The organism is Granulibacter bethesdensis (assembly GCF_001889525.1).
Taxonomy (GTDB): Bacteria; Pseudomonadota; Alphaproteobacteria; order Acetobacterales; family Acetobacteraceae; genus Granulibacter; species Granulibacter bethesdensis_C.
Genome location: NZ_CP018192.1, coordinates 886,279 through 911,652 on the forward strand (window position 1 = coordinate 886,279; position 25,374 = coordinate 911,652).

General features: G+C 60.8%; 24 protein-coding genes. 14 read left to right on the forward strand and 10 right to left on the reverse strand.

Annotated elements, in window-relative coordinates; all coding sequences use genetic code 11:
* Positions 1-205 precede the first annotated feature (205 nt).
* From pabB to GbCGDNIH6_RS03995, 7 genes are read left to right on the forward strand one after another with little or no spacing between them, the layout of a single operon-like run.
* A complete protein-coding gene (gene pabB / locus GbCGDNIH6_RS03965) occupies positions 206-2,314 on the forward strand; it encodes an aminodeoxychorismate synthase component I (RefSeq protein ID WP_198355803.1) in 2,109 nt (702 codons plus the stop codon).
* Entirely contained in the window at positions 2,314-3,153 is an 840-nt protein-coding gene (locus GbCGDNIH6_RS03970; protein ID WP_072562918.1) for an aminotransferase class IV, read from the forward strand. Before pabB ends, GbCGDNIH6_RS03970 begins: the two co-directional genes overlap by 1 nt.
* A 13-nt stretch (positions 3,154-3,166) precedes the next feature.
* On the forward strand, positions 3,167-4,345 hold the full coding sequence (locus GbCGDNIH6_RS03975; RefSeq protein WP_072562919.1) for a (5-formylfuran-3-yl)methyl phosphate synthase: 1,179 nt from the start codon (positions 3,167-3,169) through the stop codon (positions 4,343-4,345).
* On the forward strand, positions 4,342-4,923 hold the full coding sequence (locus GbCGDNIH6_RS03980) for an amino acid kinase family protein (RefSeq protein ID WP_072562920.1): 582 nt from the start codon (positions 4,342-4,344) through the stop codon (positions 4,921-4,923). The genes GbCGDNIH6_RS03975 and GbCGDNIH6_RS03980 overlap by 4 nt, the downstream gene beginning before the upstream one ends.
* The gene (locus GbCGDNIH6_RS03985) at positions 4,920-5,516 is read left to right on the forward strand and encodes a flavoprotein (RefSeq protein WP_025286281.1); all 597 of its coding nucleotides are present in this window, start codon (positions 4,920-4,922) and stop codon (positions 5,514-5,516) included. Before GbCGDNIH6_RS03980 ends, GbCGDNIH6_RS03985 begins: the two co-directional genes overlap by 4 nt.
* Before the next feature lie 9 nt (positions 5,517-5,525).
* Positions 5,526-7,004 (forward strand): DUF6513 domain-containing protein, encoded by a 1,479-nt coding sequence (locus GbCGDNIH6_RS03990; protein ID WP_072562921.1) that lies wholly within the window; start codon positions 5,526-5,528, stop codon positions 7,002-7,004.
* Positions 7,001-7,594, forward strand: a complete 594-nt coding sequence (locus tag GbCGDNIH6_RS03995; RefSeq protein WP_072562922.1) for a DUF447 domain-containing protein — start codon at positions 7,001-7,003, stop codon at positions 7,592-7,594. Before GbCGDNIH6_RS03990 ends, GbCGDNIH6_RS03995 begins: the two co-directional genes overlap by 4 nt.
* Here the strand turns inward: GbCGDNIH6_RS03995 and GbCGDNIH6_RS04000 are convergent.
* A complete protein-coding gene (locus tag GbCGDNIH6_RS04000; protein ID WP_072562923.1) occupies positions 7,575-7,976 on the reverse strand; it encodes a lysozyme inhibitor LprI family protein in 402 nt (133 codons plus the stop codon). The genes GbCGDNIH6_RS03995 and GbCGDNIH6_RS04000 overlap by 20 nt on opposite strands.
* Positions 7,977-7,998: 22 nt before the next feature.
* A complete protein-coding gene (locus GbCGDNIH6_RS04005; RefSeq protein ID WP_072562924.1) occupies positions 7,999-9,012 on the reverse strand; it encodes a hydantoinase/oxoprolinase family protein in 1,014 nt (337 codons plus the stop codon).
* A gap of 56 nt (positions 9,013-9,068) precedes the next feature.
* Here GbCGDNIH6_RS04005 and GbCGDNIH6_RS04010 point away from each other — a divergent pair, with 56 nt between their 5' ends.
* Positions 9,069-9,764, forward strand: coding sequence for a HisA/HisF-related TIM barrel protein (locus GbCGDNIH6_RS04010; RefSeq protein WP_072564327.1), 696 nt, complete (start codon positions 9,069-9,071; stop codon positions 9,762-9,764).
* Between the two features lie 82 nt (positions 9,765-9,846).
* Here the strand turns inward: GbCGDNIH6_RS04010 and fae are convergent, their stop codons facing one another.
* The 7 genes from fae to GbCGDNIH6_RS04045 all read right to left on the reverse strand — a co-directional run bounded on the left by fae (position 9,847) and on the right by GbCGDNIH6_RS04045 (position 16,482).
* Complete coding sequence (gene fae, locus GbCGDNIH6_RS04015) at positions 9,847-10,356, reverse strand: formaldehyde-activating enzyme (protein WP_072562925.1); 510 nt, start codon at positions 10,354-10,356, stop codon at positions 9,847-9,849.
* Between the two features lie 121 nt (positions 10,357-10,477).
* A complete protein-coding gene (locus tag GbCGDNIH6_RS04020) occupies positions 10,478-11,326 on the reverse strand; it encodes a triphosphoribosyl-dephospho-CoA synthase (RefSeq protein ID WP_072562926.1) in 849 nt (282 codons plus the stop codon).
* 14 nt (positions 11,327-11,340) lie between these two features.
* On the reverse strand, positions 11,341-12,246 hold the full coding sequence (locus tag GbCGDNIH6_RS04025) for an ATP-grasp domain-containing protein (RefSeq protein WP_081369955.1): 906 nt from the start codon (positions 12,244-12,246) through the stop codon (positions 11,341-11,343).
* A 16-nt stretch (positions 12,247-12,262) separates the two neighbouring features.
* The gene (gene mch, locus GbCGDNIH6_RS04030) at positions 12,263-13,234 is read right to left on the reverse strand and encodes a methenyltetrahydromethanopterin cyclohydrolase (protein ID WP_011631480.1); all 972 of its coding nucleotides are present in this window, start codon (positions 13,232-13,234) and stop codon (positions 12,263-12,265) included.
* A complete protein-coding gene (locus GbCGDNIH6_RS04035; protein WP_072562927.1) occupies positions 13,231-14,382 on the reverse strand; it encodes an ATP-grasp domain-containing protein in 1,152 nt (383 codons plus the stop codon). Before GbCGDNIH6_RS04035 ends, mch begins: the two co-directional genes overlap by 4 nt.
* Positions 14,383-14,418: 36 nt before the next feature.
* Positions 14,419-15,318 carry an NAD(P)-dependent methylenetetrahydromethanopterin dehydrogenase gene (locus tag GbCGDNIH6_RS04040; protein WP_072562928.1) on the reverse strand — a complete coding sequence of 300 codons (900 nt, stop codon included), beginning with the start codon at positions 15,316-15,318 and terminating at the stop codon, positions 14,419-14,421.
* Positions 15,319-15,549: 231 nt separating this feature from the next.
* On the reverse strand, positions 15,550-16,482 hold the full coding sequence (locus GbCGDNIH6_RS04045) for a beta-ribofuranosylaminobenzene 5'-phosphate synthase family protein (protein ID WP_072562929.1): 933 nt from the start codon (positions 16,480-16,482) through the stop codon (positions 15,550-15,552).
* Positions 16,483-16,575: 93 nt separating this feature from the next.
* Here GbCGDNIH6_RS04045 and GbCGDNIH6_RS04050 point away from each other — a divergent pair, with 93 nt between their 5' ends.
* The 6 genes from GbCGDNIH6_RS04050 to GbCGDNIH6_RS04075 are packed head-to-tail and all read left to right on the forward strand — an operon-like array spanning position 16,576 to position 23,009.
* Positions 16,576-17,052: a 4a-hydroxytetrahydrobiopterin dehydratase gene (locus GbCGDNIH6_RS04050; protein WP_196768636.1), complete on the forward strand. Its 477-nt coding sequence runs from the start codon at positions 16,576-16,578 to the stop codon at positions 17,050-17,052.
* A gap of 15 nt (positions 17,053-17,067) precedes the next feature.
* Positions 17,068-18,168, forward strand: a complete 1,101-nt coding sequence (locus GbCGDNIH6_RS04055) for a molybdopterin-binding domain-containing protein (RefSeq protein ID WP_072562930.1) — start codon at positions 17,068-17,070, stop codon at positions 18,166-18,168.
* On the forward strand, positions 18,168-19,769 hold the full coding sequence (locus GbCGDNIH6_RS04060; RefSeq protein WP_025320905.1) for a formylmethanofuran dehydrogenase subunit A: 1,602 nt from the start codon (positions 18,168-18,170) through the stop codon (positions 19,767-19,769). The genes GbCGDNIH6_RS04055 and GbCGDNIH6_RS04060 overlap by 1 nt, the downstream gene beginning before the upstream one ends.
* Positions 19,766-20,833, forward strand: a complete 1,068-nt coding sequence (fhcD, locus tag GbCGDNIH6_RS04065; protein WP_232449958.1) for a formylmethanofuran--tetrahydromethanopterin N-formyltransferase — start codon at positions 19,766-19,768, stop codon at positions 20,831-20,833. The genes GbCGDNIH6_RS04060 and fhcD overlap by 4 nt, the downstream gene beginning before the upstream one ends.
* On the forward strand, positions 20,830-21,636 hold the full coding sequence (locus tag GbCGDNIH6_RS04070; protein WP_072548330.1) for a formylmethanofuran dehydrogenase subunit C: 807 nt from the start codon (positions 20,830-20,832) through the stop codon (positions 21,634-21,636). Before fhcD ends, GbCGDNIH6_RS04070 begins: the two co-directional genes overlap by 4 nt.
* A complete protein-coding gene (locus tag GbCGDNIH6_RS04075; protein ID WP_072562931.1) occupies positions 21,633-23,009 on the forward strand; it encodes a glutamine synthetase family protein in 1,377 nt (458 codons plus the stop codon). Before GbCGDNIH6_RS04070 ends, GbCGDNIH6_RS04075 begins: the two co-directional genes overlap by 4 nt.
* A gap of 42 nt (positions 23,010-23,051) precedes the next feature.
* Here GbCGDNIH6_RS04075 and metE read toward each other — a convergent pair whose 3' ends face one another.
* Complete coding sequence (gene metE / locus GbCGDNIH6_RS04080; RefSeq protein ID WP_072562932.1) at positions 23,052-25,355, reverse strand: 5-methyltetrahydropteroyltriglutamate--homocysteine S-methyltransferase; 2,304 nt, start codon at positions 25,353-25,355, stop codon at positions 23,052-23,054.
* Positions 25,356-25,374 lie beyond the last annotated feature (19 nt).

Consider the following 25,374-nt stretch of genomic DNA (forward strand, 5'->3'; position numbering starts at 1 on the left):
AACCCGAAACCTGAAGCTACGGATCGCCGAAGGAAATGCCAGACCGCATGACGCGGGGCAGGCTTACGCCCGGATCGGGGCAGGGCAGGGTGGCGTGGGACGCGGGGATGGAGTTCATCACCGGCCTTAATCTTCCGGGGTGACGGCGGCATTCTGTCATGATAGGGACAACCCGGCCCTGCCGTGTCTGAAACGCGCGAAAGGGTTGAGTTTCACGCAAAGCGACCGTCTGGCACTGGAGCGGCCCGCGATGAGGACGCTCATCGTCGATAATTACGACTCATTTACCCATAATATTCTCCATCTGTTTGCCCGTGTGACCGGGCAGGAACCCGTGATCGTGCGCAACGATGCGGGCGCGTGGGATGGTGCGCTGTGGCGTGATCTGCGCCGGCAGGGTTTCGATGCGGTGGTCATCGGGCCGGGGCCGGGCCACCCGGGCCGGGATGGTGATTTCGGCGTTTCCGCTGATGTGATCCGCAGCGGGGCATGGCCTCTGCTGGGTATCTGCCTCGGTCATCAGGGCATCGCCGCCCTTGCCGGGGCGGAGGTGGTGGCCGGACCAGAGCCAGTGCATGGCAAGGTCTCATTGGTGCATCATACGGGGGAGGGTCTGTTTGCCGGTCTGCCCAACCCGTTTCCGGTTGGGCGCTATCACTCGCTGGTTGCACGCCGCCCGTTGCCGCAGGGGTTGGAAGAAACCGCCTGGACAGCTCAGGATCATCTGGTGATGGGGCTGGCCGCCCGCTCCGCACCGGTCTGGGGCGTTCAGTTTCACCCTGAATCCATCCTGACCCCGGATGGGGAGAGGCTGATTGCGAATTTCAGGGGTCTGGCGCTGGCGGCGCGGTCGCATCGTCCGGTATTTCAGCCGCCTGTGGCGGAGGAGCCGGAACCCATGGCTTTTCCAGTGCCGGAATTGAGCCACACCAGCCGGGTCATCAGCCTGTGCCTGCCAGTAGAAATTGATACCGAGGCTGCGTTTCTGACCTTGTTCGGGGCTTCCCCCCATGCCTTCTGGCTTGACGGGGCCTTGAGCGAGCGCAGCCGTTCGCGCTGGTCCTATCTGGGGAAAGCGGAAAGTGCGCTTGGCTGTGATGCATTCCATCACCCCGAGCAGGCGCGGGATATTCTAGACGCGCTGGCCAGCCTGGTTCCCCATGCGGCGGAGGGAACAGAGCCTCCGGTACCGTTCTGCGGCGGTTATGTCGGCTGGTTTGGCTATGAATTCGCGCAGGCAGTCGGAGGCCCGGTGCATCGTGCTTCCCCGACACCGGATGGGCTGCTGATGCGGGTGAAGCGGCTGATCGCGGTGGATCACCAGACTGGCCAGAGCTGGTTGATCGCCCCTGCCGGAGATGAGGGCTGGATCGCACAAACCCGCCAGGCCCTGGCGCAGATGGCTGCCCCGTCACCGCCGGAGACAGGGGAGGCGTCTTCTGTTGTTTTCACGGCGGATCGCGGACGCGACACTTATCTCTCGGATGTCGCGCAGTGTCTGGAATGGATCAGGCAGGGCGAGACCTATCAGGTCTGTCTGACGAATGAGATAACCTGCCAGCTTCAGCTTGATCCGCTGACCCTGTACCGCATCGTGCGGCGGCAGAATGCGGCTCCTTATGCGGCCTATCTGAAATGGCCCGGCGGAGCGGTGCTGAGTGCTTCCCCCGAGCGGTTTCTGCAAGTCGATCGCCATGGTGGTGTCGAGACCAAACCGATCAAGGGAACTGCCCCCCGCGGCACTACCCCGGCTCATGATGCGGCGCTGGCCGAGGCATTGCGGGACAATGTGAAGGAACGTGCTGAAAACACCATGATCGTGGATTTGCTGCGCAACGACCTTTCCCGCGTCTGTGTGCCCGGCAGTGTGACGGTACCGGCGCTGTGCGCGATCGAGACTTATGCCACGGTGCATCAACTGGTCAGCACGGTGCGGGGACGTTTGCGACCGGGAGAAGGGATTGCCGGGCTGATCCGGGCAACTTTCCCCGGCGGGTCGATGACCGGTTGTCCGAAACATCGCACGCTCGACCTGATCGACCGTCTGGAGCAACGTCCGCGCGGAATTTACTCCGGTGCCCTGGGGTGGATCGGCGATGACGGAGCGGCTGATCTCAGCATCGTCATCCGTACCATCGTGATGCAGGGGGATCGTCTGTCTATTGGCGTGGGGGGCGGGATCGTCGCCCAATCCGTGCCGGAGCGGGAACATGCGGAGATGCTGCTGAAGGCGCAGGCCCCGATGCGGGCCATCGTCACCGCCGCAACCGGAGGCTGGAGCGAGGAACGCTGTATTCTGAAAGAGCGTATTTAATGACGCAGCCCCTTTGCTGGATCAACGGGCAGGTTCTGCCGCTCTCCGAAGCCAGACTTTCGCCGATGGATCGTGGCGCGATGCTGGGCGATGGCGTGTTCGAGACCATTCTGATGAGGAATGGCCGTCTGATCTGGGCCGCCGATCACCTGCGCCGCCTGCGGGAAGGGGCGGAGGTACTGTCCATCCCGGTGCCGATGGAGGAGAAGGCGACGCGCTCAGGCCTGATCGCCTTGGCTGAAGCGGCCGGACTGACGGATGCCGCGCTGCGTCTGACCCTGACGCGGGGGGAGGCCGCAAAGCGTGGTATCTGGCCGCCGGGTGAGCCGGTTTGTCCGGTTCTCTATGCCACTATTGCCGCTAAAGCCGCTGATATGCTGGTCCTGCCCTCTGTCCGGGTGGCGCTGTGTGCGACAACCCGTCGTAATGCTGATTCGCCGCTCTCCCGCATCAAATCGCTTGCGTATGGTGATGCTATTCTTGCCCGGCAGGAGGCGGAGCGTCTGGGCGCTCAGGATGCCGTGCTGCTCAATACCAGAGGAGACGTGGCCTGTGCCGCGGCCGGGAACGTATTCATCGGGCTTGAGAATGGCACATGGGTCACGCCCGCGCTGGAATGCGGAATCCTTCCCGGTCTGACCCGCGCCCGTTTGATCCCGCTGCTGAAAGCACAGGAGAAAATCGTGTCCGTGGAGACGCTTCGCCATGCCTCCCGGCTGCTGATCGTGAACAGTCTGGGATGCACGATGGCGGCCTCCATAATGGATGGAAACGGTGAAAGCCTCTTGGCGACGGAGCTTCCCTTCGATACGGACCTCCTTTACCGATGCATGAATTGAGCGGGAGGCGCGGATGACACGCATGCTGACCAGCGTCACCGGGCCAGAAGAAGCGGAAATCGCGCTTGCCGGCGGTGCTGATATTATCGATCTGAAAGACCCGTCTTTCGGGGCGCTGGGGGCGGTCTCGCCGGAGGTGGTGCGGCGTACGGTCGAGGCCGTGGCGCGCTGGGATGCCGCCCATAACCATTCTGGTCACAAGGTCAGCGCTGTGACGGGCGATCTGCCGATGGAGCCGGCGCTGATCGTTCAGGCTGCCGAAGCCATGGTTGAGGCGGGGGTTCACTATGTCAAAATCGGCTTCTTCGAAGGCGACCCCCAGAAGGTGCTGGATGCGCTGGCCCCTCTTTCCGGCCGGGTGAGGCTGGTTGCGGTGCTGTTTGCTGACCGGAAACCTGATCTGGCCATTCTGCCCGCCCTGAAAGACGCCGGTTTTTATGGCGCGATGCTCGATACCGCTGATAAGGGCGCGGGAGGTTTGCTCGGCCATATGAAGGCGCCGGCGCTGCTCGATTTCACCCGTGCCTGCCGCCGGATCGGGCTGGAGCCGGGTCTGGCCGGATCGCTGGAAGAGCCGGATGTACCGCGCCTGCTGCTGCTGGCCCCTGCTTTTCTCGGTTTTCGCCGGGCCTTGACGGAGGGTGCCCGCGCTGGTGCCGTGACGCTGGAGCGTGTGCGTACGGTGCGGGCGCTGATCCCGCGCGTGGCCGAACAGAATGGGACCGGGGTGGTTGATTACCGCGTGCTGGCGACCCGGGGTTACACGCCTGATCCGCAGGGCGACATGTCGCTGGCGGATCGCATTTTCGTGCGCGATCTGGTGCTTCCGGTGCGGATCGGTACCTATGAGCGGGAGAGGGAGAAACCACAGAAAGTCCGCTTCACGGTGGAGGTTCTGGTTGCGCATCCGCGTTACCAGACCGACGATATGCAGAATGTGTTTTCTTATGACGTCATCACCGATGGCATCGCCATGCTGGTGGAACACGGCCATGTCGGGCTGGTGGAAACGCTGGCCGAGCGTATCGCTGCTTTCGTGATCGTGCATCCACGTGTGATGAAAGCCACCGTCACCGTCGAAAAACTGGAAGTCGGGACCGGCATTGTTGGCGTGACCATCGAGCGCACCCGCGAAACGGCTTACAGCGCTGCGGCGGATACGCTGTTTGCCTATGGTGGTGCCGCTGGATGACGCTGGTCGTCAAACTCGGCGGCAGCCATGCGGATACGCCTTTGCGACTGGACTGGTTGCTGGCGATTGGCCGTGGTGCCGGGCGGATCGTGCTGGTGCCGGGGGGCGGCCCTTTTGCGGATACTGTGCGGGCGATGCAGCCCGTGATTGGTTTCCACGATGCGGCGGCGCATGAAATGGCGCTGCTTGCGATGGCCCAGTTTGGTCTGGCGCTGTGCGGCAGTGAAGCCGGGCACGAAGCGCGCCTCGTTCCGGCGACGTCCGTGACGGAGATTGAAACGGCGCTTGGCGATGGTCTGGTACCAGTCTGGATGCCGGCGGCGATGCTGCGTAGCGCTCCAGATATTCAGGAATCATGGGATGTGACCTCGGACAGCCTTGCCATCTGGCTGGCAAACCGGCTTGGGGCCGAGGCTGTGCTGATTATCAAGCGAGATTCGGCGGGGAGCGTGGATGCTGCTTTTCAGGCGATGCGGGCGCGCTACCGGGGGCGGGTGCTGATCGCCGGGCCGGAAGATATTCCCGTCTCCGGGCTGGATGCAGCCCATCCGCCGGGACATGAAAGGGTCGTGGTATGAGCGGATCGCTCAAGGAAGAAATGGACGCGCTGGCTGAGGAAAGCCGCCATATTGTCAAACCACGCTGGGGTTGGGCGCTGACCGGATCGGGGCATTACTTCACCGAATGTCTGGACTTGATCCGCAGTCTGGATCATGTCGATCTGTTCGTCAGCAAAGCGGCGGCGGAAGTGGTCAGGATGTACCACAAAGATCTGAAACTACCGGACAATATCCGCATTTTCCGTGATACGACTGCCAGTGCGGCGCCAGTCGGTAATTTCTATTTCGGTGTTTACCATACCTTGGTTGTCGCGCCGGCAACATCGAATACGGTTGCAAAATGCGTGGTTGGAATCTCGGATAATCTGGCCACCAACGTGTTTGCACAGGCGGGTAAATGCCGTGTGCCCACCATCGTCTTCGCTTGCGATACCGCACCGGAAATGGATACGGAAGCTCCGTCCGGCATGGTGAAAGTCTATCCGCGCCGGATTGATCTTCAGAACACCGAACGCCTGCGTGATTTCGAAGCGACGACTGTTGTCGAAACATATGAGGATTTGCAGGCCGCGATTGACGGTCGCCGTAGCGCGTTCGCTCAATCCCGGTAAATCAGCGCCATGGCCGACGCCTCTGCCGAACACATCGTTTTTTTGACTGGACATCTGGCGGAAGCCAGATTGCGCGATGTGCTGCAAGGGTTGGGTCAGACTTCCTTTACCTGGGAAGTGGCCAATGTCGGCGTGAAGGTCGCGGCGTTGATGACCGGAGCCATCGTTCAGCGTCGTCTGAAAACGCCGGTACAGGCAGACCGGGTGATCTTTCCTGGCCGGGCCGGGATCGATCCGGATGAAATGCAGGCCCATTTCGGGGTGCGTTTTGAACGGGGGCCGGAGGAACTGGCCGATCTGCCGCGTTTCCTGGGGCGGAAAGGTGGTCCTCCTGATTTATCGAAGCATGATCTGAGAATTTTTGCGGAGATCGTCACGGCGATTGATCTTTCCCCGGATGCGATTGTCGAGCGTGCGCGCTGGCTTGCCGCAGATGGGGCGGATGTCATTGATGTCGGCTGCAAGCCGGGCCGTCATTTCGCGCATCTGGAAGATCAGATCCGTGCCTTGAAACAAGCTGGTTTCAAGGTCAGTGTAGATAGCGGCGATCCGGAGGAATTGCGGCGTGGCGCGCTGGCCGGAGCGGATTTTCTGCTGAGCCTGAATGAAGATACGCTCGACGTGGTCGATGGCACTGCGGCGGTGCCGGTGCTGCTGTCCAAACCCCATGGCGATCTGGATAGTCTGGTCCGGGCGGCCAGAAAAGCGGATGCCAAGGGCATCGACTATATGCTCGATCCGGTGCTCGATCCGATCAATTTCGGCTTTACGGATTCACTGATGCGGTATGTGCGGATCAGGGAAATGTTGCCGAAGGCTGAAATCATGATGGGCACCGGTAATCTGACCGAGCTGACCGATGCCGATACATCCGGCATCACGGCCACTCTGGTCGGCATCTGCACCGAGCTGCGTATTCGTAATGTGCTGATCGTGCATGTCAGCCCGCATACGCGTCGCACGGTGGCGGAACATGATGTCGCGCGCCGTATGATGTTCGCAGCCCGTGCCCATGCGGAGTTGCCACGCAACTATACCAGTGCCCTGCTGCATGTTCATGATCGCTGGCCTTATGCGCAATCATCCGAAGACATTGCCGGCCTTGCCAGTGAAATACGCGATTCCAATTTCCGGATTGCCGTGGCGGAAGATGGTATTCACGTTTTTAACGGCTCACTGCATCAGGTTTCAGACGCGGCCTTTCCTTTCTTCCCCCATCTGGGGGTGGAGCAGGATGGCGCGCATGGATTTTATCTCGGCGCGGAATTGATGAAGGCGGAAATCGCTTACGCCCTCGGCAAACGATATACGCAGGACGAGCCCCTGGATTGGGGCTGCGCCGTGCGTCCGGGGGCAGCGACGGATCGCACTCGGCTTGCGGATGCCGGACATACGCTGAAATCGAAGCAGGAGCGGGAAGAGCGGAAACGTGCATCCGACACGGCACCAGATGCTTCCCCGCCGACCGGGCAGGATGAAACTCCATGATTCGTGAAACGATTGTGACGACGCTGTCTGCGGATGGCGTGCCGCATCTGGCTCCGCTCGGGCTGATCCGTGATGGCAGTGACTGGATCGTGGCACCGTTTCATCCATCCACCACGCTGACCAATCTGCGCGCGCGGGGACAGGCGACGGCCAGCCATACTGACGATGTCCGTGTTTTCGCAGGCTGTCTCACGGGTCGACGCGATTGGCCACTGGCTCCTTCCGTGTCTGTCGCACCGCCCCGTCTCGCATCGGCTCTGGCTCATGAGGAGCTGGAGGTCATCGGGGTGGAGGAAGATGATTTGCGCTCCCGTTTCCGCTGTAGAGTGAAGACAGTACAAACGCATGCGCCGTTTCCGGGATTCAACCGTGCCCAGTCAGCGGTGATCGAGGCCGCCATTCTCGCCAGCCGCCTGCATATGCTGCCCGCGGACAAGGTGCGGGCGGAGGTCGATTATCTCACCATCGCCATCACAAAGACCGCCGGCCCGAGGGAGCAGGAGGCGTGGGAATGGCTGCTGGAGAAAATACGCGCCGTTCATCCGGAAATCGGCCTATCAATACCTGCTGTCAGTTTGCGGGACAGCTGAGATCCCAGCTCTGGCATTTCAATTGTGCAGCCAGATCGTGATTGCGGCTTTCCGTGAGGGTCTGGAGGCATTGCGCATTGATCATTGGCCAGATGCTGCCGCCCTGGTCGGGGCCTCCGCCGGTGCGGAACAGGCATTCCCGATCACGGTACACAATCCACGCCCTTTGTGCCGCTCGTAGCCTTTGCTGACTGTCAGGGTCGATTTTTTTCAGAAGCTGCTGGTACAGCGTGTTCATCGTCCTGTCCGCACTGGCAGCCGCCTGTGCCGCGCATTGAGAGAGCTGCATCTGATTGCCATCGGTGCAGTCTGCAGCAAAACCGGTCCGGCAGACTACAACAAGCAGGCCCGTCAGGCAGGAAGCGAGAAGGATCGTTCGCATAGTCTACTTGTCCTGTTATGCGTCATGTCAACAGCATGGCAACGGCGATGGCGGGTGCGAAGCTGCCATCGCCACCCAGCCCGGGCAGGTTGCCGAAACGCTGAAAAGGCCGCCCGAGCCGCGCCGCCAGCTTTTCCAGCACTCTTATCCCGATACCGGCCCCTATAACTGGAGCTTCCGCAGACAGGGGGCCGTTGGATAACAGCAACATGGCCGCATCCTGAATCCGCCGCAGCTGCGATTCGTGCAGCCATTCGGCAAAGCTGCGCATGGTGGTGTCGGAAAAATCCCCGGCATCCGCCCCCGCCATCCGTGCCAGCCGCCGGTGCGAGCCTTCGCAGCTTTTCGCCCCGCCATCCGCCGAGGGATATTGATCCGCGGCCTCGTCGAGCCATCCGAGAATCCGGTAGATGTCAGCAGCCGTAGCGAAATACTCGGCGGTCAGGGCGGTGATCCGGCCGTTCAGCGGGGCATGGCTGGCGATGGCCATGACCGGCGTGCGCACCATGCCAGTATAGACCAGCTCTCCGCTCTCAAGCCGCCCCGCATCAGTGTAGCCAATATCAGCGATCTTTCCGTCACGCAGCAGGATCAGATCGGTGGTGGTAGACCCCATGTCGATCAGCAGCCCGTCACGTACATGGCGGGCGGCAAGGCTTGCGCTCGCATGCCAGTTAGCGGAGGCAATATCGTCCGTGTGCTGCCCTGCATGTTCCGGCAGAATCCATCCGGCCCGTCCGCCATACAGTTTCAGGCGTGGGAGAGACTGCGCGAGCCGGGCTGACAGGGTCGTCACACCATCGGCACGGGATGAAAAAATATCTGCCAGCTCACCCGTCATGGTGGCGGCATGGCATGGCGCATCGCCGAGATCGGCCAGGGCCTGTGCAATGGCCGCATCCAGATGCTCCAGTCCACGCCAGAGCGGGCAGGGATATTGATGGGCGGCGACGATTTGCCCCTGTTGACGCCGCACTGCCTTTACATGGGCACCCCCAATGTCCCACCCGAGGACCGTCATGTTGTTCTCCATCATGTCCGGGTATTCATAGCTCGTGTGTGCATCGACAGAAATTCCTCTATAATCGGGGCGTGGACATTATACCCGTCATTGATTTGAAGCAGGGACAGGTGGTGCACGCCAGGCACGGCCAGCGTGACCTTTACCGCCCTATCCAGACGCCACTTTGCGCGGGCAGCGCGCCGCGGGATGTCGTGGCCGGGCTGCTGAAGCTGCACCCATTCCGCTCGCTTTATATCGCCGATCTCGACGCGATCGAGGGGCAGGGCAGTGCTGCCCCGATCCTACGGGCATTGCGACAGGATTTTCCGGATCTCGACGTCTGGGTTGATGCCGGCATGCGGGCTGAGGGCGCGCGCGACTGGCTGGATCGTCAGACGCATGGCCGTCTGGTGCTGGGCAGTGAGTCGCAGAATGATGCCGAAGCCATGTTGTCCCTGACCGGAGAGTCACGTGTCTGCCTGTCTCTGGATTTCAGGGGGGATGTGTTTCAGGGACCACAGATACTGTGGGAAGATGTTGCTTTCTGGCCGACCAGACTGATTGCCATGACATTGGCGCGGGTTGGATCGGAAACGGGGCCGGATTTGAGCCGTGTGGCAAGGATCGTTGCGCGTGCGGGCCATGCACGGCGGGTCTATGCAGCGGGCGGGGTACGCAATGTCGCCGATCTGGAGCGGTTGCAACAGGCTGGTGCCAGCGGCGCGCTGGTTGCAACCGCCTTGCATGGCGGCACTATCACGCAGAATGATCTGCGGCGTTTCTGACGGCGTTTGGATGAGTGGCTGAAACGAAAAACGCCCGGCCAAAGGCCGGGCGTTTCCCTGTGCACAAAAGTGCGCGCGCCAATTAGTTGGCGGCGAACGGATGCTTCACGCTCTTGTACTGAGAGACGACCTCAGAGGCCTTCGGCTCACCGCGAATGGCGCGGACGAGGGCTTCCTTGGTGGCCTTGTAGTTGTATTCCTGGATCTTCTTGTCGTCTTCGGCCAGCCAGTGGATGAAGACGCCAACGGAGATGAACAGGTCATCGGCTTCGGCTTCCGGGATGATGCCTTCGGCAACGGCTTCGGCAACTGCCAGAGCCACGCCGTGCTGGGCCGGGCCGAACATCTGGACGGCCTGCTTGGCGCCCTTGATGGTGACCTTGTTGAACAGGATTGTGTTCGGCTTCACCATCAGGTTCGGTGCAACCACCGCGAGCAGGGTGGAGAAGCCGTCCTTGTTGTTGGTGAGGGCGTTTGCGAACGCGGTTTCGGCAGCGCTGCCGCGCGGGCCAATGATCAGATCGATGTGAGCGACTTCGTTACCGTCGCCAACCAGTGACTCGCCAACCAGGGTCTTCGTGATGACCGCCATGGTGTGTTCCTCCGAATAAATGGCAGGATAGGCTTTTCCTATTACCGCATCGGGTGCAGTATCAGGAAAACCCGCAACGCCGAGGCCTTGAGGACCACGGCAAGCGCGCGAATATCAACCATTATCGGCGCGATCCCGCAAGGTGCGCAGAGAGGGAATAGGCGAATATTGTCGCCACAGTCAGGTCTGCGCTGGTGCCGGGGTTAATCCCGGCGGCTTTCAGTGCGGAATCGAAGGCCAAAATTTCGGTCAACAGAGCCTGGGGATGTGCGGCTGTGGCGATTCGGTTGCTCAGTTCCTCTGCCTGTTGGCGGGTGGTCTCGGCGGTTTCTGCATCAAAATTGCGGGCAATATGGCTGTCAGGTCCGGTCGAAAGGAAATGCAGGAACACCGCCAGAGCCGCCCACTGACGGTCAGTCCAGCGTTTTCTGGTCTCGGCATAGACGGGCAGGGCCTTGTCAAAGATATCCCGAAATCCGTGGCTCCATTGCCTGGCGATCATATCATGCCCGGCGGCGGCTTGCATGGCGGTCAGGATCGGCACGGTCGCGGGGGCACGTACATCGTGCTCGGCGGCTTCTCCCAGCCCGCCGGGGGAAAGGATGACGATTCCATGAAATATAGCGCTGGTATCCTCCAGACCGGTTTGCGCGATGATGTCGTGTATGGCGGAGGACGAAACTTCCCCCGACTCGAACGCCATGGCGAGCGGGGCACAGAGCAGCAGGATGCCGATATTGGTGTTCCGCTGCACCGCGTCCCATGTTGCCTGTGCGGCATCGCGGATGCGGGGGCCAAGGCTGGCACCGTTGCGGCACAGGGCGGGGGCGGCGGCACGGGCGCTGCGGATGAAATCATCCATCGTGGCGCCGTGACCATCCGCATAAACATGGATATTGCCCGGCTTGGGGGCCTCCAGCTCTGCCAGACAGGCATCGACGAAGGCTTCGGTGGCAAAGGCGGTGTTCATGGCATAAAAAACCGTCAGCGGCGCAGGCTGGCCAGCATGCGGGAGGCCAGTTGCTCGGCGATGGGATAGGAAACCACCTGCTGCAAACCACGCCAGCCGGGCATGCTGTTGACCTCCAGCACCAGATATTGTCCGTCCGGGTCGCGGATCAGATCGACGCCGGCATAAGCGGCCCCGACAGCCTGAGCAGCCCGCCGGGCCAGATCGCACATGTCCGCATCCGGAGTCAGGGCAGAGGGGGTGGCCCCCTGACGGATATTGGTGATCCAGTCATCAGCCTGGCGGATCATGGCGGCGATCACCTCGCCGTCGCAGACGAACAGCCTGTAATCCTCGTAACCACGCCCATGCGCGGGGATGAAGCGTTGCAGGTAATAGACGTCGTTGACCTCCTCCGGCGGCGGCAGATCCTCCGCCCGGGCGATCATGGTCAGGCCCTTGCCCTGAGAACCGAACAGGGGCTTCAGCACCAGTCTTTCCTGCACCAGTGCCCGATGGGCGATGGCAATAGCGGCATCACGACCGGGAATAGTCCAGCTTGGGGGAGTCGGAAGCCCTGAACGTTGCAGCAGGAAACTGGTCATGGATTTATCGACGCAGCGTTCAATCGCGCCGACAGAATTCCAGACCGGCACCCCCATCGCGTGCAGAGCATGCAGCACGCCCAGCCGGATGGTCACGGATTCGAAGCTGCCACCCGCGACGGCACGCACCAGCGCGCCATCCGGCAATCTGCCGTCCAGACCGGGGATCAGCAGCCCGTATGGCTGGGTGGTGTCCAGCCCGCAATCGCTCAGACGTACTGGCAGCAGCGTGGCTCCCGCGGTTGAAAAAGCCGCGCGGAGCATACGCAGATGCCAGTCCTGATCGTCGATGAACACGACGATCAGGGGAGATGAGCTATTTACAGGCCGGGACACGGTCGCAGGGTCGGGATCAGTTGAATGATGCGTCCAGCAGGGCCTGATCGCGCTTGCCGGCGCGGAAGGTCTCGCCGGTCTCGATGGCCGTCACCAGCACCTCCGCCGGGCTGAACAGGGACGGATCGATCTTGTAGAAATCGCCTTTCACCGCTGCAAAGATGTCCTTGAACGGCTTGCCGTAATCGCGGGAGGTCGAGGCAGGCAGCTGCTCGGCCAGCTTGCGGGCTTCCTCGGCGGAGCCTTTGACGAACAGATGCACGCGGCCCGCGAAGATAATCGCATCGTTGGTGCGGCCCATGGCGGTTACGAAATCCGGGTGCGGCGGCGGCAGCGGGGCGGAGGCAATGCCGTCCACGACGTTTTCCAGCGGGAAATGCAGCTCATGCGTCTTGTGCAGGGCGACTTCCAGCACGCGCCCCACCACCTGCACGGAACCGGCGAGGCTCTGCGTCGGGGCATAGATGATGCCGAGATTTTCCGGGGCGACGCGGCATTCCCGCGCCACGCGCTCGACAATGGCGGCCGGCGGTGGTTTGGCGGCTTCCAGCACCAGCACGGCATGGGTGCTTTCATCGCGATAGGTCAGTTCCTCGAATAGCTTCTCACCCCGTGCCAGGGCCCGGGCCGGGCCGGAGCCGAGCGCGAAAAAGGAACCGTTCTCGTCCTTATGGTGCAGGCTCCACCCCGCATACTGGCTGGCAAGGCAGGAGGTGACCGGGTTGGAGGACGCGACAGAGACGCTGAACGGCCAGTTCTCCAGAGTCTGATCCGGCAGCAGTGTGACGGTGCCGAGACCGCCCATGCAGATGCGGGCCAGTTGCAGGCCGGCTGCGATGCTGCCCGGCACGGCGGAGCCGGCGTCGATCAGCGTCTCGCCCAGAGAACCGGTGGAGACGCCGATTTTCAGTTCCTCGGCATTGTTGATCATGTCCTGCAGCAAGGCCCATGCGCGGGCATTGACGCTGACGGGGGAAGCGTTGCTCATGATGACGTCTCCAGGCGCTGAAGAATCTCGTTTGTGCGATCCTCTGCCAGTGCTTTGGCGGAGGTGGCATCTGCTGCTTCGGTCAGGACCGTGCAGACAGGCGCGCCGCGTGGAATAAGGGTATGCGTCCGCGAATGATCCGCCGTCCAGTCCGGCCAGACAAAATCCTCGGGAATTTTGATTGACCGGGGTGCATAGGCCACTGCGCAGGCGCGTGATCCGGCCATCGGAGCGAGAGAAATGACCGGCTCCGGGATCGTCCCACCGCTTGCCAGCATGTGCAGGGTGATGAGGGGCTGTTCCGGAAACACGTCCAGCGTAGCTCCGGGGCGTGGATTGATTTCCAGCAGGTGAAAACCGTCCTCGTGAACCAGAAAATCCTGGCTCCCCAGCCCGACCAGCCCGCTTGCCCGCGTCAGATCGAGCACCGCGTGCTGGAGAGCAGGGAAGAGGTGGCCACTCTCTCTTTCTGTGAGACGCGCCGCACCGCCGAAACGAAACGGTGTGCAGGGGGAGGGGGCAGTCCATTGCCGGCTCCATCCGATCAGCAGAGGCGTCTGCAGGGGGCGGCCCAGCACCAGAGCTGAGATCGGTATGCCCTCGACGCGTTGCTGGTGGTAGCGACCAGGTTTTGCAGAGCCCGGGCCGCGCACCGGGTGGATATGGCTACCGCCGGAACCACCGATTCGCTTGGTCAGCCAGCGCTGGTCGACAAATGCTTCTCGCGGTGGCGGAGACAGGCTGATGGCAGGGAATGGAATGGCACATTCCCGGCATAGAGTGGCCAGAAAAAGCGGATTTTTCAGATCGGCGATGCGGGGGGGAGGTGTGCCCTGCAAGGCATGGTGCTTTTGCAGACTTTCCAGAACGTCGGTCTGATCCTCAAACCCGCTTCCCCAGATCAGCGGAGGACGCTTTCCGCCACAAAGTGTATCAAGCATGCAAGCCAGTGCATGCGCATCGATACCGTGACCCGGACGGAAGGGTAGAAGCGTGTGCTGTTCGGCAAGGGCGATGGTGTCGCTATCACCGAACAGATCGCACACCAGCGGCACAAATCCCTCCCGCCGGGCGGCAGAGGCGAGAGCGCGCCCGGACAGGGCGACAATCAGAACGGGACTGCCCGGCTTTGCTGCTTCTGCCGCCATGATCAGCGCTGCCGGTCAGTCCCTGTTCTGCGCAGCTCAGCTGGCGGAAGCGATCTCACGCGCCAGATGAAACGCGTCGCGGAAGTCGAAGGAGACGATCTTGTCGCTCTCCAGCATCTTCTTGAACAGCTCGAACTGCGCGCGGTACTTGGTGTGGCCGATGGCCAGCGCGCCGATGCCGATGGTCTTTTCGCCCAACTGGACCCGGCCGGAATTCACATCCAGCCCGGCCACGCCCAGCGGCGGCACGGCATTGACGTCTGCCACGACCAGCAGATGCGGCGCGTCTTTCAGCAGCAGGGAACTGATGACCTGCACCCCGGCCTTGGCGGCGGTCATTGCCACATCGACGCGTTTCAGCAGGTCGCCTTTCAGTTCCTCGGTGCTGGCATCCACGGCTTCGACGGTGACACCGAAGCGATCCTGCATTTCCTTGGCCGATTCGCTGACCTGCCTGGCGCCGTTATGCCCGGCGAGAATCACATGCGCGCCTTCCAGTGCGGCGATCACGCCGGATGCATAGCCAACCACCCCCGTTGCACCGAACACGGCAACCTTCAACCCTTTCAGAGTTTGGTTGAACTCCTTGCGCAGCATGGTGTCCACATGGGCGACCATCGCGGCGGCGGTGGTGAAGGAACCTGCCGGATCGGCATAAACCGAACAGCCGAAGGGGGGCACCAATGCCTTTTTGGATTCGTCGATCCAGTCCAGCGCCTGACCGGCATTACGCCCGGCGATGAAAATCCCGGTTTTCGGGCCGAGCCGCGGCGGGCGAGAAAAAATTGCGTCCTGAACCAGACCGTTCACCTGATCGTTGGTGACGTCCACATACGGGATGACGGCGTCAAACCCCGCATCCAGCGCCATGTTCACGTCGAACGGACTCATCTGCTTCAGTGGCGTGAGCATGTGCAGGATGGTCTTGTCAGCCATGAGAGCTGCTCTCCTGTGTCGTGCGTCTTGATCAATCCGCCCGGCTCGCGCGGACCATGATCGGGATCATGGTGACGGACCAGAGAACAGACATATCCAGCCGCGCGCGATGATGGTGGTGTTATTCCTCTATCCGATCTGCATCGTCCTGCAAATCGGTATGGTCAATAATGCAGATTGGTGTCTCCGATTTAGAGACATTTCCGTGGCATTGTGTCAGGTGGCATTGCGTCAGGTGGCTTCCACCTGCGCGCCCTGATTGAGCGCCCGTTGCACCGAGACTTTCAGCGATGGCATCCGCGCGCGCAGCAGGGCGGCCAGACGCTCTGCCTCCTGTTCATTCGGCATGATGCCGAAACCGGCAGGCCCCCAGGAGCTTTGTCCGACCCCGGCGGCCCCCCAGCCATGCAACAGATCAAGCGCCTCGGCCACGCGCGGGCTGGCGAAGCGTCCTCCCTGCGCGGGGGAGAAATAATCCCCGATCAGGCGCTGTACCTGGGTGATCGCGGCTCCGAAGGGTGCGATGGCGCCTTCCGCCAGCGCGGGCAACACCCCCATGGCGACCTGGCGGCATATCTGCCCGGAGATTTCTTCCGTCATCGGGGGCAGGTCGGCAAACGCGGCCAGTTCGGCCGATCCGGCAAGGCCGGACTGATCATCATCCAGAATCAGGATGAAACGCCAATCATCCGGTACCGGCATACGCAGCAGCATCGGCGGCACATCGGTCTTGGAACCACGTCCACCATCCATGACGAAACCGCCCTGTTCGAACAGGGCGACGCCAATGCCGGAGCGTGCACCGCGATCCAGCAGCGCTGCATCTTCGCGTGGATGGGAGGGGCGGTTTTCGATTTTGCGCAGGGCTGCACTCAGGGCAAGCGCAAGCTGCGTGCCGGAGCCGAGACCCGAATGGGATGGAATCGCACTTTCGACCTTGATGGCATAAGAGGATTTTACATTCAGCTGATCGAGATATCGAATGATGCGATCACGCTCCGGACCTTCGACATGCATGGTATCGGCATGCTGAATGCTGAGCGTTGTTATGGGCGAATCCAGCGCCAGTCCGATACTGCCGAACTGTCTGCCGAGACCGCCGTGCAGATCGAGAAAACCGAGATGCAGTCTGGCCGCGCATCGAACGCGTACTGAACGTGTCATCGTTTCGCAATGGCGTAAGAGTGATAATCGGAATGAATAAAACCGGTCTTGCAGCGAAGACGTGGATCGGATGGGATGGACGGAACAGCGTGCATGACGCATGTTCCACTTTCACCGGGCGGGGGGCAAGACCACGCCCGCTTTTCCTGCGCCTGTCTGACGGGCGGCGAGGCTAACCGGAGGGAGATGCCGATGACGGCGCGTGAAACCGCCTTGGCAGAGGCCGAGATACAGCAGCGCCTGCAGGACGGCCTCTCTCATTGGCGATATGAGAATGGCTGGATTCGCAGGACCTACCGGACGGCAAGCTGGAAAGCGACTCTGATGGTCATCAACACGGTCGGCCATCTGGCGGAAGCGGCGTGGCATCATCCTGATATCACGGCATCCTATGCCTGGGTCGAGGTGCGCTTGCAGACCCACACTGCAAAGGGCATCACTGAAAAAGATTTCGCGCTGGCTCGCATGATCGAACAGGTTGTGCAATGGCAGCCGGGCAAGGATGACGGCCCGCTGGAAGGGACACCATCCGGTGACCAGCGTTTTGCTTATGTGAAATACGATACCTGAACCGTTGTGAGCGCGATGGCGATACGTGACACGGGGGACGCTGCGGGCGCCCTGGCCTGGATTGACGGCCGCGAGGCCAGTTTGGATGACGCGGTTGACGCTGCCGTCGAATTGCTGCGCGAAGGACGCAGCCCGGCGATTGGTGGGTTGGCGACCGACCTGAAAGGACTGGAAGCTGCGGTGGCGCTGGCGGAGGCTGTCGGCGGTACGCTGGACCATGCCGCGTCGGAAGCGGCTTTCCGCGATCTTGATCTGCTGCGGGAGACGGGGCTGCTGACAGTCACACCCTTGCAGGTCCGCGCCCAGGCGCAGACCGTGGTGCTGGTCGGTGACGGGGTGGAGGCCATCTGGCCGAGTTTCGCTGCCGATCTGGCTCTGGACGAGGCGCCGACCATCGCTACCCATCGTGGGGAGCGCCAGATCATCCGTATCGGAGCAGCTTCCGGCAGCGACCTGAAAGTGGATGAGGAAGAGCTTCCCGTCATTCTCGGCACGCTGCGTGCCGCCGTGGCCGGACGGACCGTGCGTCTGCCGGCAGCGCGGCTGAAAGCCGTGCAGGCGCTGGCGGAAACGCTGAAGGCTTCGTCCTACGGGGTGATCCTGTGGTCTTCCGAGACACTTGATGCGCTGTCGGTGGAGATGCTGGGTGGTCTCGTTAATGATCTGAACGCTGCGACGCGCTTTGCCGCCCTGCCTGTGGCCGGTCCTGGCAATGTGCAGGGGGCCATCCAGACCGTGGCCGGGATCACCGGCCTGCCGCCGCGTCTGGGTTTCGGTCGTGGGCGAGCCGAGCATGATCCATGGCGCTTCGACCTGCTGCGACTGATCGACGAGGATGAGACGGATTGCCTCCTCTGGATCGACGCGCTCGATTACGAATTGCCGCCTGATACCCCCGTTCCGGTGATCGCTCTGACCAGTGGTGATGAAGCGCCGGAGCAGGCGGCGGTTGCCTTTGCCGTCGGACAGCCCGGTGTGGATCATGATGCGATCCTGTTTGCCGGGGCTGTGGGCGGGCAGATCGACCATCCGGCTTCTGCCGCTGCGCCGCGGAGCGCGCGTCCGGATGTCGCCACTATTCTGGGCCGCATTCGCGCGGCATATGAGGCAGGCTGATGCTGACAGTTCTGAAAGGCGGACGGATCGTCGATCCGGCGCGTGATCGTGATGAAGTGGCTGATCTTTGGCTTCAGGATGGCCGGATTGTCGAGGCTCCCGCCAATGGTCGGGCCGATGAGGTGGTGGATGTCAGCGGCTGCGTGGTGATGGCGGGGGGTATTGATATCCACTCCCATATCGCCGGCACCAATGTGAACACGGCCAAGCTGTTGCTGCCCGAGCTGATTGGACAGGAAGGCGGCTTCGATGGCACGCCGATCCCGCATGAGGTCGGGCGTCTGTATGTGCAGATGGGTTTCACTACCGTGGTGGAGCCGGCTATTTCCCCGCATGTGGCGGTGCAGGCCCATGCCGAGTTGTCACGTATCCCCTTTATTGACACCGCAACGCTGACGGTGCTGGGGAATGATGATTACTTCCTGCGGCTGGTGCGTGATGGGGAGAGTGACGCGGCACTGGCCGATTATGTTGCCCGCAATATCACGGCTGCCCGCGGGCTGGGCCTGAAGGTCATCAATCCGGGCGGTGCGGCGGCATTCAAGGAAAACCTGCGTAGTTTCTCACTGGATGATGAAGTGCCGAGCTACGGCGTTTCTTCCCGCCAGATTTTCAAGGCTGCGCAGCGGGCGCGGGACGTGCTTGGTATTCCGCACCCGGTGCATCTGCATTGCAACAATCTCGGCATGGCCGGGAATGTGGAAACCGCGATCGCAACGATGGATGCGGCGGAAGGGTTGCCAGTCCATTTTGCGCATCTCCAGTTCTATTCCTACGGTACCGAAGGTCCGCGCAAATTCTCCTCCGCTGCCGCTCGGCTGGCGGAGGAAATGAACAGTCGCCCGAATGTGACCGCCGATGTCGGGCAGGTCATGTTCGGTCAGACGGTGACCATCTCTTCCGACGTGCTGCGTCAGTTCGATGGCCGCGTGGCCGCTTTCCCGCGCAAATGGTCGATCCTGGATGGGGACGGCAATGGCGGCGGCGTGGTGCCTTATCGTTACAAGCGCACCAGCTTCGTCAACGCGCTGCAATGGGCGGCAGGGCTGGAGCTGTTCCTGCTGGTCAATGATCCGTGGCGTTTGTTCTTCACGACCGATCATCCGAACGGGGCGCCGTTCACGGCTTATCCGGACCTTATGGCCCTGCTGATGAGCCGCGATCTGCGTGCGCAATGGATGGAGACGCTGCCGAAAGACGCGCTGGACGCCACCACGCTGCCCTCTTTGAACCGTGAATATGACTGGCGCGAGATCGCCATCATGACCCGCGCCGCTCCGGCGCGTCTGCTGGGCCTGTCTGATCGCGGTAACCTCGCTATCGGATCGAAGGCGGATGTGTCGGTGTATCGTCCGCAGGAGGACAGGGCTGCCATGTTCCGTGAGGCAGCCTATGTTTTCCGCAACGGGGAATTGGTGGTGAAGGATGGCAGGACGCAGCGCACCGTGTTCGGCACGTGCTTCACGTTGCAGCCGGAATTCGACAGGGGTGTCGACCGGCGTCTGAAAGGGTATTACGAACAGGTCTATGGCGTGCCGCATACGCTGTTCGATGTGCCCGGTCATCTCAAGAGCTTTGAAACAGTGGAATGCGCCCAATGAGCAAAAGCCCGGGCAAAGGGAGCAAGGCGCCCAGTAAAGCGCACAATGCTGGCGGTATTGCACGGCTAAAGGCTGTCGCACCGACTGTCGTGGAACAGGCTGCAAAGAAGAAAATTTCGGCAGCATCGGCAAAACCGACGGCAATCAAAACGCCGCGTGCCGCACGTGTTACGAAAGTCGTGGTGGACGATACCTTCGCCGAAGCGTTCGACATGCGCGCGACCGGTGTGATCGTGACTGGCCCCAACCGCAAATGGGCACGTCAGGCGGCGGAGACGATGACCGGCTTCGCGACATCGGTGATTGCCTGCGGTATCGAGGCGGGGATCGACCGCGAACTTCGTCCGGATGAAACACCGGATGGACGCCCCGGCGTGCGGGTGCTGATGTTCGGGATGGGCTGGAACGAAATGCAGAAACAACTGCAAAATCGTGTCGGCCAGTGCGTTCTGACCTGTCCCGGTGCGGCCTGCTATGATGTTGGCATTCCGGGTATGGAGAAGATGAAGATCGGCAGCCTGCTGCGCTATTTCGGCGATGGCTGGCAGATCGCGAAGAAGCTGGGCGGCCGGCGCTTCTGGCGTATTCCGGTGATGGACGGTGAATTCGTGTGCGAAGGCACCACCGGATACACGAAAAACGCAGTGGGCGGCGGCAACCTGATCCTGTTGGGCCGCTCCCCCGCCGCGACGCTTCTGGCGGCGGAAACAGCGGTAGAGGCCATGAAGGTGGTGCCGGATGTAATCATGCCTTTCCCAGGTGGAATTGTCCGTTCCGGCTCCAAGGTCGGATCAAAATACAAGATGCTGCCGGCCTCCACCAATCATCGTTTCTGCCCTACCCTGCACGGCCAGGTGGAAACCGATCTGGATGACGATACGCGCAGCGTACTGGAAATCGTGATCGATGGTCTGACGGCAGAGGCGGTGGCCGATGCCATGCGGGCCGGTATGGAAGCAATCATGAAGCTGGGGCCTGATAAAGGCGCATCCCGTATTTCCGCCGGTAATTACGGTGGTAAACTGGGCAGGCATCATTTCAAGCTGCGGGAGTTGCTGCGGTGACCATTCGTCTCACTCTGAAGGCGGACCCGGAGCAGCGCCTCGATCTGTCCGCCTTGACACCGGAAAAGCTGGATGGCCTCAACAAGGCCGCCATCGAAAAGCTGGAAATCAATACCACCCGTGAAGTGGTGACAGTCGGTGACGCGTTTAAACTGCGTGGAACCGGTAGCGAGCAGATTGTGATCGAGGGCGGTTCCGACCGGCTGGATTACGTCGGCGCAGGCATGGCCAGCGGCTCCGTGCTGCTGGATGGCGATGCAGGGGCCTATGCTGGTCGTGGCATGAAGGGCGGTGTATTGCAGATTCTCGGCAGTGCTGGTCCTTATGCGGCCTCCGGGCTGAAAAACGGCCTGATCGAGATTTCCGGCGATGTGGCGGAACGCCTCGGCGCTCCCGCGGCGGGCGAGCAGTATGGCATGGCCGGCGGCATGGTTGTCGTCCGGGGGGATGCCGGGCCGCGGGCCGGGGATCGGCTGAGGCGCGGCGTGATCGTGATCGAGGGCGATGCCGGGGAAGCCGTCGGCAGCCGTATGGCCGCCGGCACGATCGTTGTCTGTGGCGAGGCTCATGGTCTGCCGGGCTATCTGATGCGCCGTGGCACGCTGGTGCTGGGGGCAACGGCGGAGGTTCTGCCAACCTTCATTCCGGTGCATGCGCCGGATCTGGTGTTCACCCGTCTGTTGGTGCGCACGCTGGACCCTGTCAGCCGGAAAGCAGCGCGTCTGGCCAGTCGCGCGGCATCCCGCTATGCCGGTGATGGTGCCGTGATCGGCCGGGGTGAGCTGTTCCTGCTCGAAGCGTGACAGAAACGTCTTTATCACGCGATGCAGCTGACCGGCGTCAGGCTCTGCTGACGGCGGAACAGGCATTGCGGGATGAAGGTGTTGTTGCGTTGCTGGTGCAGGCGCCTGATATCAATGGCAGCCTGCGCACCAAGATCACGCCGCTCCGGTTCTCGACCGAGGGGGAGGCATTCAACGCGATGTTGTATGCCTCCAGCCCGGCGGATGGAGCACCGGTCCATGAGCCGCTCTATGACGGGGTGGTGGGACGGCGGGAGGCTGGCTTCGCCAATATTTTGGCGCTGCCTGATCCTGATACGGTGCGATGGCACCGGTGGGATCAGGATTTCGCCTCGGTTTTTCTGAATACCTATCTGCCTGATGGGTCTCCATGCCCGGTCGATCCGCGTTATCTGCTGCGCTCCCAGCAACGGAGGGCAGAGGAAATGGGGTTCGAGGCGCGGTTCGGGCTGGAATATGAATGCACCCTTTTCCATGCGGATGATGCGCTGGTTCAGGCAGGTCGGTTTGATGCCCTGACTCCGTACGGCTGTGGGGCGGTCAATTATGATCTTCATCGTGACAGGGGTTTTCCTGATCTTGCTGCGGCCTTGATGGCGCGGCTTGATATGTTGGGCATCCGTGTGGCCAGCATTGTCAGCGAATATGGGCAGGGCATTTACGAGATCGCGCTTGGTGCTGAAACGCCATTGCTGGCGGCAGATAATGCCATGCGCATGAAATCGGTGCTGCGTCAGCTCTGTGCAGAGAATGGATTGCTGGTGACGTTTATGGCGCGCTCCCGTCCGCCGGGGTCTGAGAGCGGATGCGGTCTGCATCATCATCAAAGCCTGTGGCGGGATGGGCAGAATGTATTTGCGGATGGAAGAAATCTGTCCGCACTGGGCTGCTCTTATCTGGCGGGATTGCTGTCCGGCATGCGGGATGCGCATTTGCTGTTCCGCCCGACAATCAATGCTTATCGACGCATGGATCGGGAGGCATGGTCACCTGATCGAGCCGATTGGGGCATCGAAAACCGCATGAGCGCTGTGCGTGTCATCCCCGGAGCCACGTCCGGGAGGATGAGGCTGGAGCACCGCGTACCGGGTGCCGACGTCAATCCGTATCTGACGATCGCCGCCATGCTGGCTGCCGGGCTGGATGGCATCCAGAACGCGGCCGTATTGTCTGATGATGTGGGTGATCTGCCGGGTACGATCAAAGAATCTTTGGCTGCATGGGAAGAATCAGAGCGTGCACCACGCTGGTTTGGAAATGCATTCTGCACGCATATGGCGGCAAGGGGGTATGCGGAAGCAAGAGCCTTCGAGCAGTGGCTGATGGCACATGTGACGGGATTTGAATACCAGCGTTATTTCCATAGCGTATAAGCGAGAAAGCGGACGATCATGATTTGATCGCCCGCTTTTATTTTATTTCGCCGGCTGCGTAAGAGTATTACGGAGCGCCTGTGCGGCAGAAACCATATTAACCAATGCCGGCCTGACCTCTTTCCAATGGCGGGTTTTCAGTCCGCAATCCGGATTGACCCATATCTGTTCCGGCAAGAGATGTTTCAGAGCCTTTTGCAGGAGCTCTGTGATTTCAGTGACACTTGGAATACGGGGGGAGTGGATATCATAGACACCCGGCCCGATTTCGTTTGGATAGCGAAAATCCGTGAATACATCGAGCAGCTCCATTTTAGAGCGCGATGTTTCAATAGAGATGACATCGGCATCCATCGCGGCAATAGCATCGATGATATCGTTGAATTCAGAGTAGCACATATGGGTATGGATCTGGGTCGTGTTTCGGACACTGCTTGATGACAGGCGGAAGCAGGAAACAGCCCAGCCCAGATAATGTTGCCAGTCGGAGGTTTTGAGCGGCAATCCTTCACGAAAAGCGGGTTCGTCAATCTGGATGATTTTGATTCCTGCTGCTTCCAGATCAGAAACCTCATCACGAAGCGCCAGAGCAATTTGCTGGCAGACCTTTTCGCGAGGAATGTCGTCACGCACGAACGACCATTGCAGCATTGTCACCGGTCCTGTCAGCATGCCTTTGACGGGCCGCTCTGTCAGAGACTGCGCGTAGCAGGCCCAGTCAACCGTCATGGCATGGGGACGGGAGACATCGCCGAAGATGATCGGCGGCCGCACATAGCGCGATCCATAGCTCTGGACCCAGCCATGTGCCGTGAAGGCATAGCCGCTCAGTTGCTCGCCGAAATACTGTACCATGTCATTACGTTCGAATTCTCCATGGACCAGTACATCAATACCGGCCTCCTCCTGCCACCGAATGGCCTGTTCGGTTTCCTGACGCAGAAAAGCGGCATATTCCTCGCTACTGATACGCTGTTTCGCGTGATCGGCCCGTGCCTTACGCACAGCATCCGTTTGTGGAAAGGAACCGATTGTTGTCGTTGGGAGCAGGTTGAGTTTCAGTGCTGCGCGCTGTTCCTGCACCCGTGTAGAGAATGGAACCTGCCGTTTCGCCATTTCAGGCGAGATGGACGCAATCCGGCTCCGAACAGATTCATTATGCACCTTTCTGGAGGATCTGCGATGTGATGCCGCATCTGATGATGCTGCAAGAGCATGGGAAACGACATCACGCCCATTTGCCAGAGCCAGACCGAGCGTCGTCAATTCCTCCATTTTCTGCACGGAGAAAGCAAGCCATTGTCTGACTTCTGAATCAAGACCGGCTTCAGCCTGTAAATCAACTGGCACATGCAGCATTGAGCAGGATGTTGCAATCTGTACCCGATCCTTGCCCAGTTTTGCCACCACGGGTTCCAGTTGATTGAGCTTTGCCGCCAGATCAGTGCGCCAGATATTCCTTCCATCGATAACGCCTAATGAAAGCACCTGATGTAAATGCATTGCCGACAGCACATGATCAAGCTGTTCCGGTGCGCGCACCAGATCGAGATGCAGACCGGCGACGGGGAGTGTACGAACCGTGTCCAACATATCGACAATGCTGCCGAAATAGGTGGTGAGCATGATGTTGAGGGATGGCAGCGCCTGCTGCAGCGTATAATACGCATGACGCAATGCTGCTTTCGTAACGGTGTCCAGATCAAGCACGAGGCATGGTTCATCCATCTGAACCCATTCTGCGCCAGCATTGTGAAGCTGTGACAGAATCTCGATATAAACGGGAAGCAGTCTGTCGATCAGCGAAATCGGATCGAAATTGCCGTCCCTGCTTTTACTGAGAGTCAGAAACGTAACCGGTCCCAGCAGCACCGGGCGTGTTTCCAGACCGAGTGCTCTGGCCTCCAGATACTCATCGAGTGGTTTGGAGGAACTCAGTGCAAATCGCTGATCACGATGCAGTTCCGGTACCATGAAATGATAGTTGGTGTCAAACCATTTGGTCATTTCAAGCGCGGGGACAGAAGCATTTCCACGCGCCATGGCAAAGTAAGTGTCGAGTGAGACCTTGCCGCCGGTCCATCCATAATGCTCGGGGATTGCTCCGACCATCACGGTGGTATCGAGCACATGATCGTAAAGCGAAAAATCGTTCGACGGTATTATGGTTATGCCCAGACCATATTGTCTGGCCCAGTTTGCCGCCCGTAAAGCGGCGGCGGTTTTTTGAAGCGCATCGGCATCGGATGCGCCTGACCAGTAGGATTCCAGCGCAGTTTTCAGTTCACGGCGCGGACCGATCCGCGGCACGCCGAGCGTACTGACTGGCAGAGAAGAAAAAGACATCGGCTTACACTCCAGAAAA

Coding starts and splice junctions, on each gene's coding strand:
- GbCGDNIH6_RS03970 (WP_072562918.1), top strand. CDS start 2,314: ATGACGCAGCCCCTTTGCTGGATCAACGGGCAGGTTCTGCCGCTCTCC.
- GbCGDNIH6_RS03975 (WP_072562919.1), top strand. CDS start 3,167: ATGACACGCATGCTGACCAGCGTCACCGGGCCAGAAGAAGCGGAAATC.
- GbCGDNIH6_RS03980 (WP_072562920.1), top strand. CDS start 4,342: ATGACGCTGGTCGTCAAACTCGGCGGCAGCCATGCGGATACGCCTTTG.
- GbCGDNIH6_RS03985 (WP_025286281.1), top strand. CDS start 4,920: ATGAGCGGATCGCTCAAGGAAGAAATGGACGCGCTGGCTGAGGAAAGC.
- GbCGDNIH6_RS03990 (WP_072562921.1), top strand. CDS start 5,526: ATGGCCGACGCCTCTGCCGAACACATCGTTTTTTTGACTGGACATCTG.
- GbCGDNIH6_RS03995 (WP_072562922.1), top strand. CDS start 7,001: ATGATTCGTGAAACGATTGTGACGACGCTGTCTGCGGATGGCGTGCCG.
- GbCGDNIH6_RS04000 (WP_072562923.1), bottom strand. CDS start 7,976: ATGCGAACGATCCTTCTCGCTTCCTGCCTGACGGGCCTGCTTGTTGTA.
- GbCGDNIH6_RS04005 (WP_072562924.1), bottom strand. CDS start 9,012: ATGATGGAGAACAACATGACGGTCCTCGGGTGGGACATTGGGGGTGCC.
- fae (WP_072562925.1), bottom strand. CDS start 10,356: ATGGCGGTCATCACGAAGACCCTGGTTGGCGAGTCACTGGTTGGCGAC.
- GbCGDNIH6_RS04020 (WP_072562926.1), bottom strand. CDS start 11,326: ATGAACACCGCCTTTGCCACCGAAGCCTTCGTCGATGCCTGTCTGGCA.
- mch (WP_011631480.1), bottom strand. CDS start 13,234: ATGAGCAACGCTTCCCCCGTCAGCGTCAATGCCCGCGCATGGGCCTTG.
- GbCGDNIH6_RS04035 (WP_072562927.1), bottom strand. CDS start 14,382: ATGGCGGCAGAAGCAGCAAAGCCGGGCAGTCCCGTTCTGATTGTCGCC.
- GbCGDNIH6_RS04040 (WP_072562928.1), bottom strand. CDS start 15,318: ATGGCTGACAAGACCATCCTGCACATGCTCACGCCACTGAAGCAGATG.
- GbCGDNIH6_RS04045 (WP_072562929.1), bottom strand. CDS start 16,482: ATGACACGTTCAGTACGCGTTCGATGCGCGGCCAGACTGCATCTCGGT.
- GbCGDNIH6_RS04050 (WP_196768636.1), top strand. CDS start 16,576: ATGACGCATGTTCCACTTTCACCGGGCGGGGGGCAAGACCACGCCCGC.
- GbCGDNIH6_RS04055 (WP_072562930.1), top strand. CDS start 17,068: ATGGCGATACGTGACACGGGGGACGCTGCGGGCGCCCTGGCCTGGATT.
- GbCGDNIH6_RS04060 (WP_025320905.1), top strand. CDS start 18,168: ATGCTGACAGTTCTGAAAGGCGGACGGATCGTCGATCCGGCGCGTGAT.
- fhcD (WP_232449958.1), top strand. CDS start 19,766: ATGAGCAAAAGCCCGGGCAAAGGGAGCAAGGCGCCCAGTAAAGCGCAC.
- metE (WP_072562932.1), bottom strand. CDS start 25,355: ATGTCTTTTTCTTCTCTGCCAGTCAGTACGCTCGGCGTGCCGCGGATC.